The sequence below is a fragment of the Streptomyces sp. NPDC096013 genome (assembly GCF_044763565.1).
GTDB lineage: Bacteria > Actinomycetota > Actinomycetes > Streptomycetales > Streptomycetaceae > Streptomyces.
Map to the genome: position 1 here is coordinate 522,810 of NZ_JBIWGK010000005.1, position 14,368 is coordinate 537,177.

The 14,368-nt window shown below is 71.7% G+C and carries 10 protein-coding genes and 2 pseudogenes; 2 read left to right on the forward strand and 10 right to left on the reverse strand.

What is annotated here, in order from left to right; all coding sequences use genetic code 11:
• Window positions 1-36: 36 nt before the first annotated feature.
• Window positions 37-1,788: pseudogene (locus tag ACIRB1_RS20435) on the reverse strand (PHP domain-containing protein); the annotation flags it as partial.
• A 278-nt stretch (window positions 1,789-2,066) separates the two neighbouring features.
• Between ACIRB1_RS20435 and ACIRB1_RS20440 the strand changes: the two are divergent.
• Both ACIRB1_RS20440 and ACIRB1_RS20445 read left to right on the forward strand, forming a co-directional pair.
• The gene (locus ACIRB1_RS20440) at window positions 2,067-3,149 is read left to right on the forward strand and encodes a DUF3533 domain-containing protein (protein ID WP_352180169.1); all 1,083 of its coding nucleotides are present in this window, start codon (window positions 2,067-2,069) and stop codon (window positions 3,147-3,149) included.
• On the forward strand, window positions 3,146-4,345 hold the full coding sequence (locus tag ACIRB1_RS20445; protein WP_403466454.1) for an AAA family ATPase: 1,200 nt from the start codon (window positions 3,146-3,148) through the stop codon (window positions 4,343-4,345). The genes ACIRB1_RS20440 and ACIRB1_RS20445 overlap by 4 nt, the downstream gene beginning before the upstream one ends.
• A 106-nt stretch (window positions 4,346-4,451) precedes the next feature.
• Here ACIRB1_RS20445 and ACIRB1_RS20450 read toward each other — a convergent pair whose 3' ends face one another.
• The 9 genes and pseudogenes from ACIRB1_RS20450 to ACIRB1_RS20490 all read right to left on the reverse strand — a co-directional run bounded on the left by ACIRB1_RS20450 (window position 4,452) and on the right by ACIRB1_RS20490 (window position 14,255).
• Window positions 4,452-5,534, reverse strand: a complete 1,083-nt coding sequence (locus tag ACIRB1_RS20450; protein ID WP_403466455.1) for a S1 family peptidase — start codon at window positions 5,532-5,534, stop codon at window positions 4,452-4,454.
• 231 nt (window positions 5,535-5,765) lie between these two features.
• Window positions 5,766-6,683 (reverse strand): slipin family protein, encoded by a 918-nt coding sequence (locus tag ACIRB1_RS20455; RefSeq protein ID WP_403466504.1) that lies wholly within the window; start codon window positions 6,681-6,683, stop codon window positions 5,766-5,768.
• Window positions 6,684-6,842: 159 nt separating this feature from the next.
• On the reverse strand, window positions 6,843-7,742 hold the full coding sequence (locus ACIRB1_RS20460; protein WP_352180166.1) for a S1 family peptidase: 900 nt from the start codon (window positions 7,740-7,742) through the stop codon (window positions 6,843-6,845).
• A gap of 241 nt (window positions 7,743-7,983) precedes the next feature.
• Window positions 7,984-8,209, reverse strand: a pseudogene (locus ACIRB1_RS20465) (DUF1684 domain-containing protein); the annotation flags it as partial.
• A 137-nt stretch (window positions 8,210-8,346) separates the two neighbouring features.
• Window positions 8,347-9,699, reverse strand: a complete 1,353-nt coding sequence (locus ACIRB1_RS20470) for an NtaA/DmoA family FMN-dependent monooxygenase (RefSeq protein WP_403466456.1) — start codon at window positions 9,697-9,699, stop codon at window positions 8,347-8,349.
• Window positions 9,696-10,772 carry an LLM class flavin-dependent oxidoreductase gene (locus tag ACIRB1_RS20475; RefSeq protein WP_403466457.1) on the reverse strand — a complete coding sequence of 359 codons (1,077 nt, stop codon included), beginning with the start codon at window positions 10,770-10,772 and terminating at the stop codon, window positions 9,696-9,698. Before ACIRB1_RS20475 ends, ACIRB1_RS20470 begins: the two co-directional genes overlap by 4 nt.
• Before the next feature lie 24 nt (window positions 10,773-10,796).
• A complete protein-coding gene (locus ACIRB1_RS20480; protein ID WP_403466458.1) occupies window positions 10,797-11,558 on the reverse strand; it encodes an amino acid ABC transporter ATP-binding protein in 762 nt (253 codons plus the stop codon).
• 43 nt (window positions 11,559-11,601) lie between these two features.
• Window positions 11,602-13,401: an FAD/NAD(P)-binding protein gene (locus ACIRB1_RS20485; RefSeq protein ID WP_403466459.1), complete on the reverse strand. Its 1,800-nt coding sequence runs from the start codon at window positions 13,399-13,401 to the stop codon at window positions 11,602-11,604.
• The gene (locus tag ACIRB1_RS20490; protein WP_403466460.1) at window positions 13,398-14,255 is read right to left on the reverse strand and encodes an amino acid ABC transporter permease; all 858 of its coding nucleotides are present in this window, start codon (window positions 14,253-14,255) and stop codon (window positions 13,398-13,400) included. The genes ACIRB1_RS20485 and ACIRB1_RS20490 overlap by 4 nt, the downstream gene beginning before the upstream one ends.
• Window positions 14,256-14,368 lie beyond the last annotated feature (113 nt).

Here is a 14,368-nt window from a genome sequence, read left to right on the forward strand (position 1 = left end):
CAGGTACTTATAGCGACACACAAAGTAAGCGGCGAAAACGCCCAGGACGTCGAGTTTGATGTTGCCCAGCGCCTCGATCTCCTCCTTCGCGGCCATCGCCATCGGGTAGTCGCCCTGCGGAGTGGGCTGCACCGGCAGCCGGTCCAGGAGGGTGGCGTCGCTGATGACCACGCCGCAGGGGTGCATGGCCATGCCGTGGACCAGCGAGTCGAGGCCTTCGGCGAGTTCCCACAGAGGGCCGAACCGGTGTGCCTCGGCGGCCAGTTGGCGCAGTTCGGGCAGTTCGGCGAGGGCACTGGTGATGTCGGAGGCGCGCAGGTGCGGGAAGCTCTTGGCGATCCGGTCGACGTCGGCCGGGGCGATCCCCAGCGCGAGGCCGGTGTCGCGCAGTGCCCTGCGTGCCCGGTAGGTCTCGGGCATCGCGGTGACCGCCACCCGCTCCTTGCCGAAGCGTTCGAAGATCGTGTCGTAGCACTCCAGGCGGCGGGCCGACTCCACGTCGATGTCGATGTCGGGCAGTGACTCCCGGCGGGTGCTCAGGAAGCGTTCGAACAGCAGGCTGTGGTCGAGCGGGTTGGCGGTGGCGATGTCCAGCGCGTGGCAGACCAGCGAACCGGCGCCGGAGCCGCGGGCGGCGACCCGGATGCCCTTGGCCCGGATGTCGGCGACGACCTGGCCGACGGCGAGGAAGTACGCGTCGTAGTTCCAGTGGGAGATGACGGCGAGTTCCTCCTCCAGCCGGTCGCGTGCCGCCCGGTCGCGGTCGAGGCCGCGCCGGACCAGGCCCTCCTCGGACCTCAGGCGCAGCAGCGCGGCCGCGCCGCCCGTCTCCGGTCCGGCGCCGAAGAGCGAGGGTTCCGGGAAGTGCGGGACGCCGAGGCCGAGGTCGGCCACCGGGTCGACGGCGCACACATCCGCCGTGGCCACGGTGTCCGCCAGCAGCCGGCGGGCCCGGCGGACGTCCGCTCCGGCGGACTCGGCGATCATCCGTGCCACGACCGTCATCTCCCTCTCGTCCTTGAGCCAGCGCTGCCCGCTGTCCAGGCGGCGCCTGTCGACGGGGCGCAGCAGCCGGGCCGCGTCGAGGACGTCGGCGAGGCGGTGCTGGTCGGGGTCGGCGTAGCGGACGGCGTTGGAGAGCACGGCGGTGGTGCGGGTGCGGTCGGCCAGGGCGAGGGTGCGGGCGGCCAGGCGCAGGGAACCCGGAGCGGTGCCGAAACGATTCTGCGCTACGGCCTCCAACCGCACCCCCCTCCCGAAGACCTCCCGCCAGGGAGCCAGCAGCTTCATCGCGACGTCCTCCCGGCCCACCGACAGCGCCCGCACCGGCTCCGAGAGCGGGCCCAGCAGCACGGTCAGGCCGGGACCGCCGTACTCGCGCAGCGCCTCCCACGGCACCACCGGCGGCGTACCGGACAGGGCGCCCTCGTGCGCCGCCGACGTGATGCGGCACAGCCGCGCCCAGCCCGCCCGGTCCTGGGCGAGCAGTACGAACCGCAGCGGTGGCTCGACCACGTGCGCGCCGCCGCGGGCGGGGGTGCGCGGGCGCTGCGCGGGCGGCGGGGGCGCGAGGGCCTCCACCGCCAGGTCGATGCCGAAAAGCGGCCGGACCCCGGCTCCGGCGCACGCCTGCGCGAACCGGACGGCACCGGTGACCGTGTCCCGGTCGGTGAGCGCGAGCGCGGACATCCCCCGCTCGGCCGCCCGCCGGGCGAGCTGCTCGGGGTGGGAGGCGCCGTAGCGGGCGGAGTAACCGGACGCGACGTGCACGTGGGCGAAGCCCGCCATGCCGCACCTCCATCCATCCACCCCTTTTCGGCCATCCGCCCGATATGTTCATCGTACTCTCGTTCGATTACTCTAGCCCCATCAGCCCCGGTCAGCGACCTCATTCGAACACACCAGCGATTCTCTGGGGAGGTCCGCGGTGTCCGAAACAAGCCCCACTCCGTCAGCTCCCCAGCCGCGCCGGGCAGTTGGAGAGAAAAGATCTTCGAACGCGTGTACGACATCCGTTCGGCCCCTTTCCGCCTGCGCGAACACCGGCCCGCCGGGACCGTGGGGACATGAGAGAGACCCCCGGTACCGGTACGTCCCGTACGTCCTTTCTCGGGGAGGTGAAGGACGCGGTCAGCCTGCGGGCCACCCTCCTCGTCGTCGGTGTGGTCGCCCTTCAGCTGCTCTTCATCGCCTCCTACGTAGGGGCGCTGCACCACCCGAAGCCCAGGGACGTGCCGTTCGGGGTCGTCGCTCCCGGGGTCACCGCCGAGCAGACGGTGGCCCGGCTGAAGCGGCTGCCCGGCTCACCGCTGGACCCGCGCGCGGTGTCCGACGCGGCGACCGCGCGGAAGCAGATCCTGAACCGGGACATCGACGGCGCCCTCGTCCTCGACCCGCGCGGCACCAAGGACACGCTCCTGGTCGCCACCGGCGGCGGCACCGTCCTCGCCACCACCCTGGAGACCATCACCTCCTCCCTGGAGAGGACCGAGCAGCGCACGGTCCGGACGGTGGACGTGGCACCGGCGTCCAGCCAGGACTTCGACGGGCTGTCGTCCTTCTACCTGGTCGTCGGCTGGTGCGTCGGCGGCTATCTCTGCGCCTCGATCCTGGCGATCAGCACCGGCGCCCGGCCCGCCAACCCTCGCCGCGCGGTGATCCGGCTGACCGTGATGGCACTGGTCGCGCTCGTCGGCGGCCTCGGCGGCGCGGTGATCATCGGGCCGATCCTGGGCGCGCTGCCCGGCAGCGTGACGGCGCTCTGGGGGCTCGGCGCGCTGGTCACGTTCGCCGTGGGGGCGGCGACCCTCGCCCTCCAGGGGGTCTTCGGGGTGGTGGGCATCGGCCTGGCGATCCTGCTCGTGGTGATCGCGGGCAACCCGAGCGCGGGCGGCGCCTTCCCGCTGCCGCTGCTGCCGCCGTTCTGGAACGCGATCGGGCCCGCGCTGCCACCGGGCGCCGGCACCTGGGTGGCGCGCTCGATCGCCTACTTCAAGGGCAACGCCGTCACCGGCCCGCTGCTGGTCCTGTCCGCCTGGGCGCTCGCCGGGATCGTGGTCACCCTGCTGGCGGCAACGCTGCGCCGGAAGCACGAGGACCTGCTGGGCCGACCGGGACTGTCGGACCCGTCTGCGACGCTGGACGGATGATCAGCACCCTCGCCGTCGAGAACTACCGCTCCCTGCGCCGCCTGATCGTCCCGCTGACGCGACTGAACGTGATCACGGGGGCCAACGGCACGGGCAAGTCGAGCCTCTACCGGTCCCTGCGCCTGCTCGCCGAGTCCGCGCGCGGCGGTGCCGTCGCCGCGCTCGCGCGGGAGGGCGGGCTGCCGTCGGTGCTGTGGGCGGGCCCGGAGACGATCGGCCGCGCGGTGCGCGAGGGCAGACATGCCGTGCAGGGCACGGTCCGCTCGGGCCCGGTCAGTCTGCGACTGGGCTTCGCGGGCGACGAGTTCGGCTACGCGGTGGACTTCGGGCACCCGAGCCCCTCCTCGGGCGCGGGCGAGGCGCCGTCGATGTTCAACCTCGACCCGGAGATCAAGCGCGAGTCCATCTGGAGCGGCCCCGTCCTGCGCCCGGCCGCCACGCTCTCCGACCGCGCGGGAGCCGTCGTCAAACTCCGCGGCGCGAGCGGCGGCTGGTCCCGGGCCCACGGCACCCTGCGCCCGTACGACAGCATGCTCGGCGAACTGGCCGACCCCCAGCACGCCCCGGACGACCTGGCGGTCCGGGAGTTCATGAGGTCCTGGCGGTTCTACGACCATGTCCGCACCGACGCGCACGCACCGGCCCGGGCCGACCGGATCGGCACCCGGACGCCCGTGCTCAGCGGTGACGGCTCCGACCTGGCCGCCGCCCTTCAGACGATCCGCGAGATCGGTGCCGCCGACGCGCTGGACGAGGCCGTGGACGCGGCCTTCCCCGGCAGCCGGGTCCAGATCGCCGACCTCGGCGGCCGCTTCCGGCTCGGCCTGCGCCAGCACGGCCTGCTGCGCCCGCTGACCGCGGCCGAGCTGTCGGACGGCACCCTGCGCTATCTCCTGTGGGCGGCGGCCCTGCTGACCCCCCGGCCGCCGTCGCTGCTGGTGTTGAACGAGCCGGAGACCAGCCTCCACCCGGACCTGATCCCCCCGCTCGCCGACCTGATCCTCACCGCCACGAAGGACACCCAGATCGTCGTCGTCACCCATGCCAGGCCACTCGCCGACGCCCTCCGGAAGGGCGCGACACCACACCGTCTCGACGTCAACTCCATAGAGCTGGTGAAGGAGTTCGGGCAGACGACGGTGGCGGGGCGCGAGGGTCCGCTCGACGAACCGCTCTGGTACTGGCCCAAGCGCTGAGCCCGCCGCACGGGCGCGGACGCGAAGCCGACGGAGCCCGTCCCTACGCGAAGGTCCCGTCCCCCTCGCACGCGGGGACGGGACTTCGCGGTGCCGTACGGGCAGGTCAGCCGATCTGCGCCCCGAACGTCGACAGTGCCTCGGTGACCGGCTGGAAGAAGGTCTCGCCGCCCGAGGCGCAGTCGCCGCTGCCACCGGAGGTCAGGCCGATCGCCGCGTCGCCGTCGAAGAGCGAGCCGCCGCTGTCACCGGGCTCGGCGCAGACGTCGGTCTGGATCAGGCCGTTGACGATGTCGCCGTTGCCGTAGTTCACGGTGGCGTCCAGGCCGGTGACCGTGCCGGTGTGCACCTGGGTCGTCGAGCCGCTGCGGGTCACCTTCTCGCCGACGGTGGCGTCGGCGGCGTGGGTGATGGTCTGCGAGGAGCCGTTGTAGAGGTCGACCGCGCTGGGGTGGGCCACGCCCGAGGTGTACTTGACCAGGCCGAAGTCGTTGTCCGGGAAGCTGGACCGCTCGTTCGTGCCGATCTCGTTGCCGCTGGAGTCGGACCAGGTGGAGATGGCCTCGGTGCAGTGCCCGGCGGTGATGAAGTACGGCGCGCCGCCCTTGACCACGTTGAAGCCGAGCGAACAGCGGCCGCCCGAGCCGGAAATGGCGTCGCCACCTGCGATGAAGGGCTTGAACTCCCCTTTGGTGCGCTGGAGTTCGGCCTTCGCGCCGAGCCCGTCCACGACCTTGCCGAGCTTGGTCCACTCGGCGTCGGAGACCGTGCGGTCGGCGGTGACGACGACCTTGTTGGTGGTGGGGTCGGTCGCCCACGAGGTGCCGGGGATGGTGGCGTCCCGCTTCAGGGTCGTGCGGGCGCCCGCCAGTTCGGCGAGGGAGTTCTCGACGATTCTCGCCCTGGCTCCGGCCGCCTCGACGGTGTCGGCCGCGTTCCGGTCGAGCACGTTGACCACGAGGCTCTTGGTCTTCGCGTCGTAGAACGTGCCGGCCGCGTCCGTGCCGAGGTTCCTGTCGAGCGTCGAGGCGAGCTTTCCGGCCGCGAGGACCGAGAGGGTGTGCGGTGCGGACGCCGGGGTGGTTTCGCTGGCGTTCGCACTCTGCAAGGTGACTCCCGCGACGACCAGTGCGGCTATGGCCGCACCCGCCACGGCCACCCGTCGCCCGGGTATGCGTCGGTGCTTCAACTCGTGTCCTCCTGTGGGGGGTCGGCCCGCCAGGTGATGGTGACCCGACCGGCCGAAAGGTAGGTTGACGAGCGCCTACTCTTCCTAATCGCACAGGGAGCGCACAAGGTCGACTTCAGGTCGTGCGGGGAACGCGGTTGCACGCCCCCCTCGTTTTGACTGTTCACGGTCAGCCCTGGCCATTCGCACTGCAAATACTCGGTGCGAGTGACGCTCATCAGCCGGTGAGGACTAGTCCTGTCTTGAAATCGACCCCTCGGAGTCCGGATCCGACTGGGGCTCCGCGGGCGGAAGTTGCTCCTGCACCGGTTGCGCCGCCTCAGGGGCAACCGGTGCCACGGGTGCCGCGGGCGCGGCGGGCGCGGCGGGCGCGGCAGGGGCGGCCGGAGCCGGGGCCGCCCGCTCCAGGAACCGCAGCAGCTCGACCGGGAACGGCAGCACCAGCGTGGAGTTCTTCTCGGCAGCGACCGCCACCACCGTTTGCAGCAGCCGGAGTTGGAGCGCGGCGGGCTGCTCCGACATCTGCTCGGCGGCCTCGGCGAGTTTCTTCGAGGCCTGCAACTCGGCGTCCGCGTTGATGATCCGGGCCCGGCGCTCACGGTCCGCCTCGGCCTGCCGGGCCATCGACCGCTTCATCGTCTCGGGCAGGGAGACGTCCTTGATCTCGACCCGGTCGATCTGCACGCCCCAGCCGATGGAGGGGCTGTCGATCATCAACTCCAGTCCCTGGTTGAGCTTTTCGCGGTTGGAGAGCAGATCGTCGAGGTCGCTCTTGCCGATGATCGACCGCAGCGAGGTCTGCGCCATCTGCGAGACGGCGAAGCGGTAGTCCTCGACCTGCACCAGCGCGTCCGCCGCGTCGACGACCTTGAAGTAGACGACCGCGTCCACCCGGACCGTCACGTTGTCCCGGGTGATGCCCTCCTGCGCGGGCACGGGCATCGTCACGATCTGCATGTTGACCTTGCGGAGTTTGTCCACGAACGGGACGACCATGGTGAACCCGGCCCCGCGCACTTCGGACCTGAGCCTGCCGAGCCGGAACACCACCCCGCGCTCGTACTGTTTGACGACCCGCGCCGCCGCCATCGCGTACACCGCTCCGACGGACGCGAGTGTCACTCCCGCCGTCACCAGCTCCTCGACCATCACGGCCCCCAGGGTCCGACGTGGCGCATCAGGTGCTTGCTCCGATGCAACGACGGTAACTCCGCGCTCGGCACAAGAGCGAGCCCCCGCACGCCAGTTGCGTGCGGGGGCTCACCCGCTGCCGGCTGCAGTCCGGAGCGGAGGACGTTCAGACGGACGTCAGCCGACGCTCACGCCGTAGTAGCTCAGCGCCTCGGTGACCGGCTGGAAGAAGGTCGTGCCGCCGGAGGTGCAGTTGCCGCTGCCGCCCGAGGTCAGACCGTAGGCCACGGAACCGCCGTAGAGCGGACCGCCGCTGTCGCCGCCCTCGGCGCAGACCGTGGTCTGGATCATGCCGTAGACGACGTCGCCGCTGCCGTAGTTGACGGTGGCGTTCAGGGCGGTGACCCGGCCGCTGTGCGTGCCGGTGGTGGAGCCGCGGCGGTAGACGGTCGTGCCGACGCTCGGCGTGGCCGCGCTGGAGATGGTCTGGCTGCCGACCGCGCTCGGGTGGGCCACCGAGCTGTTGGTGTACCTGACCAGCGCGAAGTCGTTGGTCGGGAAGCTGTAGCCGACGTTCGTGCCCAGCACCGTGGTCTTCGAGGAGTTGGAGTACCAGGTGGAGGCGACCTGACCACAGTGGCCGGCGGTCAGGAAGTAGTACGTGCTCCCGCTGTGCACGTTGAAGCCGAGCGAGCAGCGGTAGGCGCCGCCGTAGATGGCGTCGCCACCGGTGATCAGCTTCTTGAACTGACCGGCCGTGTGCTTGATCGTGATCGCATCGGCGGTGCTGCCCGCCTGCGCCTTGATCTTCGCGATCTCGGCCTGGGAGACCGTGCTGTCGACGGTGACGACGACACGGTTCGTCTTGCTGTCGACCGCCCAGGCGGTGCCCGGGACATCGGCCTTGAGCACGGACGAGTTGGCCGCGGAGAGCTGGGTCGCGCTGAACGTCGGGGAGTCGCTCGCGCTCGCGGTGGGGACGGCGAACGCGGCAGCGGCGACGAATCCGGTGGCCACGGCGATCAGCCTGGTCCGTCTCGCGATTCCGCTGCGCGGGGTGGTGCGCTTGATCCTCACGTTTCGTTCCCTCCTAGGGGAATTCGGGGGCCCGCGTGGGGTCGGGGCCCGTGAGGCGCAGTCAGGGTCGGGCGTCCGGTTTTCGAACACGCCGTGCCCCTGACAAGCGCTGTGGGGGAGTATTCGGCCGCCCGCCCGCTGGGCGCAAGGGCGCCTTTCGGCCGTACGGCGTTCAACTGGCCCACAATCTACGCGAGTTGATCACCCGGGCGCGGTGGCCCGGAACCCGGCCCGCCGCAGGTCAGCGCCTTGTCCGCCGAAGGGTGCGCTCCCCCGCCTCGATCGCGACGCCCAGCGTATTCCCGGGCGGCGGGAAAGGGCAGATGAAATGTTCGGCGAACGCGCGCGGTGGGAGCACAGCCCGGTTGAAGTCCACCGTCGTGCGCCCCTCGGCGTCCGGCGCGGCCGGATACCGGAACCCGGAAGCGACAACTGCCCTGCCCGCTCGCGGAGTCGGCGAACACCGCCCGCGGCACCGACGCGCGCGGTGCGCTGTGGGTCGTACGGCATGACGCGCCCCGACACCGAACGGCTCGGCTCGGAATCCATCCCCCGGGGATGCCCGGAAGCCAGCCGTCCGGACAGCCTCCGGCCGGCCCGCCGGTCAGCCCTGCCACGCCGGTTCGGGCAGGCCGAGGTGGGAGCGCAGGGTGGTGCCCCGGTACTCCGTGCGGAAGGCGCGGCGTTCCTGGAGCAGTGGCACCACCCGGTCCACGAACTCGTCGAGGCCGCCCGGGGTGAGGTGCGGGAGCAGGACGAAGCCGTCGGCGGCGTCCTGTCGTACCCAGGTCTCCAGTTCGGCGGCGACCGCTTCCGGGGTGCCGATGAAGGACTGGCGGGCGCTCGCCTCGATCACGGTCTGGCGGATGGACAGCCCCTTCTCACGGGAGAGCGCCCGCCACTTCTCGGCCAGCGCGACGGTGTCGCCGCGCCGGTTTTGGCCCTGGGTGAGCGTCGGGTCCGGCACCGGGTCGACGTCGGGGAACGGGCCGTCGGGGTCGTAGGAGGAGAGGTCGGTGCCCCAGAGCTGTTCCAGGGCGAGGATCGCGTTCTGCGGGGAGACCTGCTGCCGTCTGATCTCGGCGGCGCGCTCCTGGGCCTCGGCCGCGGTGTCGCCGAGGACGACGGAGACGCCGGGCATGATCCTGAGGTCGTCCGCGCTGCGGCCGTACTGGGCGAGGCGTCCCTTCACGTCGGCGTAGAAGGCGCGGCCGTCCTCCAGCGTGCCGTGCCGGGTGCCGTGTCCTCCCGGGAGCCAACCCCCGGACCCCCAGCGGGAGACGACCACGTCGGCGGTCCTGGCCGCGAGCTCCCTCCCCTCCCCCGAGTCCCCGGCCCGGATGACGACCGGGTGCCCCTGCGGTGAGCGCGGAACGGTGAACTCGCCCGCGATGTCGAAGTGCCGGCCCCGGTGGGCGAAGGGGCGGGGCACTCCGTCCGGGGTCCAGGAATCCCACAACTCCCGTGCCACGTCAACGAATTCGGCCGCCCGGGGATAGCGGTCCGCGCGGTCGAGGTATCCCCCGCGCCGGAAGTTCTCGCCGGTGAGGGCGTCGGACGAGGTCACCACGTTCCAGGCGGCCCGGCCGCCGCTGAGATGGTCCAACGTGGCGAGTCTGCGGGCGAGTTCGAACGGCTCGTTGAAGGTCGTGCCGACCGTGGCGGCCAGCCCGATCCGCTCGGTGACGGCGGCGAGCGCGTTCAGGACGGTGAGGGACTCCGGGCGGCCGACGACGTCCAGGTCGTGGATACGGCCCTTGTGTTCACGCAGCCGCAGCCCCTCGGCGAGGAGGAGGAAGTCGAAGAGGCCGCGTTCGGCGGTGCGGGCGAGCTGCTCGAAGGAGGAGAACGCGACCTGGGACCGCGACCGGGGATCGGCCCACACGGTGGTGCTGTTGGCGCCGGGGAAGTGCGCGGCCAGATGGATCTGCTTGCGGGAGGAGCTCCGTACGGTCATGACGCTCCCCCGGTCACCGCGTATTTGTTGACGGGTCGGGCCAGGCCGAGGTGCTCCCTGAGGGTGCTGCCCGGGTAGAACGTGCGGAACAGGCCCCGGTGTTGGAGCAGCGCGACCGTGCCGTTGGCGAGCCGCTCCAGGTCGCGGCGGGGTTCGACGGGCGTGAGGTGGAAGCCGTCGACGGTGCGGTCGCCGTGCCAGCCCGCGATCAGCTCCGCGAGGTCGACCGGGCCGCCCCGGTACAGCGGGCCGTGCGCGGTCTGCCGGGGGCCGCCTCCGCCGTGGCCCGGTTCGGCCGCGTGCTCGCCGTCGCCGAGGTCGACGACGAGGCTCGCGAGGACCCGCAGGGTGTCGGGGTCGCGGCCGAACTTCTCGGCGGACGCCCGCAGTTCGGCCCGTACGGCGCCGGCCTGCGCGGAACTCGCGGCGCGCACGAGCGCCACATCGGCGTACCGGGCGGCCGTGCGCCGGGCCTGGCCCTCGGTCGCGTCGACCACCCGGACGGGGTGGCCCTGCGGTGGTCTGGGCACGATCGAGGGGCCCTTGACCGAGAATGCGGAGCCCTGGAAGTCGACGTGGTGCAGCTTGTCGCGGTCGACGAAGCGGCCTGTGGCCGTGTCCCGGATCTCGGCGTCGTCCTCCCAGCTGTCCCACAACTCGGCTGCCACCTCGGCGACTTCACCGGCCTCCTGCCACAGCGCGTCGGCGGCCACCGCATGCCGTCTGCCGAACAGGCGGGCCTCGCCCTCGGTGGTCGACACGTCGAGCCGCCAGCCGGCCCGGCCCCGGCTGACCCAGTCGAGGGTCGCGACCGCGGCCTGCACATGGAAGGGCTCGGTGTGCGTGGTGGTCACGGTCGGCACCAGGCCGATCCGGTTGGTCGCCGGGGCCACCCGGGACAGCACGGCGAGGGCGTCGGGTCCGGGCCGCGCGAAGGTGTCGTCGAGCGTCACGAAGTCGAGGCCGCCGCTCTCGGCGAGCCGCGCCAACTCGACGTAGGAGCCGGCGTCGTAGGCCGATCGCTGGTCGACGGCGGCGGCCAGATGCAGGCCGCGGCCGTGCGAGGAGGTCATCTGGGGAGTCCCTTTCCGCGCACGTCACAGCACCTTGGAGAGAAAGGTCCGGGTGCGCTCGTGCCGGGGTCGGTCGAGTACGTCGGTGGGGGCGCCCTGCTCGACGATCCGCCCGTCGTCCATGAAGACGACGGTGTCGGCGACCTCGCGGGCGAAACCGATCTCGTGGGTGACGACGATCATCGTGGTGCCCTGGTGGGCCAAGTCCTTGATGACGTCCAGGACTTCACCGACCAGCTCGGGGTCGAGCGCGGAGGTCGGTTCGTCGAAGAGCAGCAGTTTCGGCTCCAGGGCGAGCGCGCGGGCGATCGCGACCCGCTGCTGCTGACCGCCGGACAACTGCTTCGGGTAGGCGTCGGCCTTGTCGGCGAGCCCCACCCGGTCGAGGAGCAGGCGCGCGCTCTCGACCGCCGCCTTGCGGGGGCGTTTCAGCGCGGAGACGGGTGCCTCGACGATGTTGTCGAGCACGGTGAGATGCGGGAACAGATTGAAGTTCTGGAACACGAACCCGATCCGGGTGCGCTGTCTCAGGACCTCGCGCTCGCGCAGTTCGTACAGCTTGTCGCCGGAGCGGCGGTAGCCGACGAGTGTGCCGTCGACGCTGATCGTGCCCTGGTCGACCTTCTCCAGGTGGTTGATGGTGCGCAGCAGCGTCGACTTGCCGGAGCCCGACGGGCCCAGGATCACGGTGACTTCGCCCGCGCGCACCGCGAGGTCGATGCCCTTGAGCACGTCGAGCGGTCCGAAGCTCTTGTGGACGGACCTGATGTCGACCATGACGGTCATGGTGTGAATCCCTTGTGCTGGCAGTGGAGTTGGCGGTCGGGGGCTACGCGGAGGCCCGACACGCGAGGTCGCGCAGGAACGCCAGCAGGGCCCGCGCGGTGGCGTCGTTCTGCCGGAAGGCGGGCCCGCCGGTGCGCGGCCGGGTGAAGGCGCCGGGCGTGCGGACGTCGGTGTAGGGCCCGAGCGCGAACCGCCGGGGATGCGGCTGCCCGGACCGGTCCAGCAGCCGCCCGTCGGTGCGGTCCACCCGCAGCAGCCCCTCGGGGCTCTCCACGGCCCCGTCGGCGTGCAGGTCACGCAGCAACGGGTCGACGGTCCGCCCGACCGTGGGCTCCGGCAGCCGAGCCTCGACCAGCGCCCGCGCCTCGACCGTCACCCCGGGCACGGTCGCGCTCGACGCCCGGAACACCCCGTCCTCGGCCGCTACGGCCATGTCGGCCCCGACGAACCGCACGACGCCGGCCCGGGACAGCGCGAGGAGTTGACGCAGCCGGGGTCCCGGCGGCCCGGAGGCGAGATAGCTGAAGAACCCGTGCCACCAGGGCCCGACGTCACCGAGCCGGATCAACTGGCCGTAGACGGACAGCAGTCCGAGGAAGACCGCCAGGTCCGGGCTGTTGGCGGGGTCGTGACGGCGGCTCAGATCGTCCTCGATGTAGGAGCGCAGCCCGTCCTGGAACTCCTCCTGGGACGCGTATGTCACCCCGGCCAGCGGGTGGTCGAGGGCCGCGAGGTCGAGCCGGTCGGCGGGGTCGGGCACCGCGGACGCCACGAGGATCTCGCGCTCCGTCGCCTCGCAGGCCGCGTACTTCTCCTCGAAGTCGGTCCAGGCGATGCTCGTCCGCTCGGGGTGCACACCGAACAGCCGGTGGTAGTGCGCGAACCCCAACTCCTTCTCGATCAGGGGCCATACGTCCCGCCGGAAATCGAACCCTCCCCCACCCCCGGCTTCGCCGGAGCCGGGGGAACCCGCTGCCCGCGCGAGGATCGCGTCGACCTCGGCGGGCCCGAAGAACCGCGGCAGCGGCGGCCGTTCACCGCTCCACTCGTAACCGATCTTCGAGTGGTACGGCACTCCGCGCCGCGACCCGACGTACAGCACCGGCTCCTGCCCCGAGGGGAGGTAGGTGTCGCCGTCGTAGCGCCCGCCCCTGCCCTCGGTGAGCAGGACCATCAGGTCGACGAAGGCGAGGCCGAAGCCGCGGACGAGGACGGGTTCGCCGGGGGCGAGGGCGGAGAGGTCGCTGTCGGCGGTGAAGTCGGGCGGCAGGTGGACCAGGTCGTGTTCGCGGGCGTACGCCGCCAACTCGCGCTGTTCCTCGTCGAGTTCGGCGTCGAGGTGACCGAGGGCGAGGACGACGAGGTCGGCGAGGAGCGGGCGCGGGCGGCCCTCGATCCACACCTGCTGGCGTCCCTCGCGCGGGCCGCTGATCCGGAGGGCACGCCGCGGGTGGTGGTGGACGGTGACGCCCGGGGGCAGGTCCGCGACGGCTCGCTCGTGCACCCAGCGCAGATAGGCGCCCTGGAGCTGGCGGTCGGCGAAGGTGCCGCCGTCGATCTCCGCCCATTCGTGCAGGGTCGGTCCCGGGCGCACCGGGCCCTCCATGACCACCGTCTCATCGGTGAACATGGTGACGTCCTCGGCGTGCGAGTTCATCCACAGCAGCGGCGACTGGGCCGCGCGCCAGATGCGTCCGGCGCCCGGCGGATGGGGGTCGACGAGATGGATGTCGAGGCCCGAACCGTCGTACAGCTCGGGCGCGTTGGCGGCGATGCGCTCGATGAGACCGGTCCCCCGCGGCCCGGCCCCGACGATCACCAGGGTCCGCCTGGACCCGCTCATCGGGTGCGCTCCGAGCCGCGTGCGTAGTGCTTCTCGACGTAGTACTGGCCGACGCCGAGCACCGAGGTGACGACGGTGTACCAGATGGTGGCGACCATCAGCAGCGGGATCACCTGGTAGGTGCGGTGATAGATCAACTGCGCGGAGAACAGCAGGTCCTGGACGGCGATGACGCTGACGATCGAGGTGCCCTTGAGGGTGCCGATGAGCATGTTCCCGGCGGGCGGCACGATGGAGCGCATCGCCTGGGGCAGCACGATCCGCCACCAGCGGCGCCACCGGCTCAGCCCGAGCGCCTGCGCGGCCTCGACCTGACCCCGGTCGACGGAGAGGATGCCGCCCCGGACGACCTCGGCGGCGTAGGCGGCCTCGTGCAGGGTGAGCCCGATGATCGCGACCGCGATCGGCGTGAACAGGTTGACGGTCTTCACGCCGAGCAACTCGGGGTACAGCGCCCCGATGTTGAACCACAGCAGCAGCTGCACCAGGATCGGGATGGACCGGAACAGCCAGACGTAGCCCCAACTCACGGCGCGCAGCACGGGGTTGGCGGACAGCCGGGCCGCCGCGAGCAGTGCGCCGAGGACGAAGCCGAGCACCATCACCACGGCCGTCAGCCACAGGGTGAGCCACAGGCCGCGCAGTACGGAGTCCGAGGTGAAGTAGTCGCCGACCACGCCCCACTGGAACGCCTTGTTGCGGACGACGGAGGCGACGGCGAACCCGAGCAGGACCAGGACGGCGACGGCGGCCGTCCACTGCCCGAGACGGCGCTGCGGGACGATCCGCGGGGAGCCGGCCAGCTCCGGTATGTCCGGTGCGGCGGCTGACTTGGCGAGGATGTCGGAAGACATGCGAAGACTCCGTGGCGTCGGTCGAGCACGGGTGGTGCCTTCACACGGAGCGCCTCGCGGCGCGGTACGGCCTAGCCCCTCAGCAGGGCCGTCCACCGAGAGTACGGCGCCGT

What these genes read in the sequence shown, in the direction of transcription:
- ACIRB1_RS20440 (WP_352180169.1), top strand. Translation starts at nt 2,067, where the DNA reads ATGAGAGAGACCCCCGGTACCGGTACGTCCCGTACGTCCTTTCTCGGG.
- ACIRB1_RS20445 (WP_403466454.1), top strand. Translation starts at nt 3,146, where the DNA reads ATGATCAGCACCCTCGCCGTCGAGAACTACCGCTCCCTGCGCCGCCTG.
- ACIRB1_RS20455 (WP_403466504.1), bottom strand. Translation starts at nt 6,683, where the DNA reads ATGGTCGAGGAGCTGGTGACGGCGGGAGTGACACTCGCGTCCGTCGGA.
- ACIRB1_RS20470 (WP_403466456.1), bottom strand. Translation starts at nt 9,699, where the DNA reads ATGACCGTACGGAGCTCCTCCCGCAAGCAGATCCATCTGGCCGCGCAC.
- ACIRB1_RS20475 (WP_403466457.1), bottom strand. Translation starts at nt 10,772, where the DNA reads ATGACCTCCTCGCACGGCCGCGGCCTGCATCTGGCCGCCGCCGTCGAC.
- ACIRB1_RS20480 (WP_403466458.1), bottom strand. Translation starts at nt 11,558, where the DNA reads ATGACCGTCATGGTCGACATCAGGTCCGTCCACAAGAGCTTCGGACCG.
- ACIRB1_RS20485 (WP_403466459.1), bottom strand. Translation starts at nt 13,401, where the DNA reads ATGAGCGGGTCCAGGCGGACCCTGGTGATCGTCGGGGCCGGGCCGCGG.
- ACIRB1_RS20490 (WP_403466460.1), bottom strand. Translation starts at nt 14,255, where the DNA reads ATGTCTTCCGACATCCTCGCCAAGTCAGCCGCCGCACCGGACATACCG.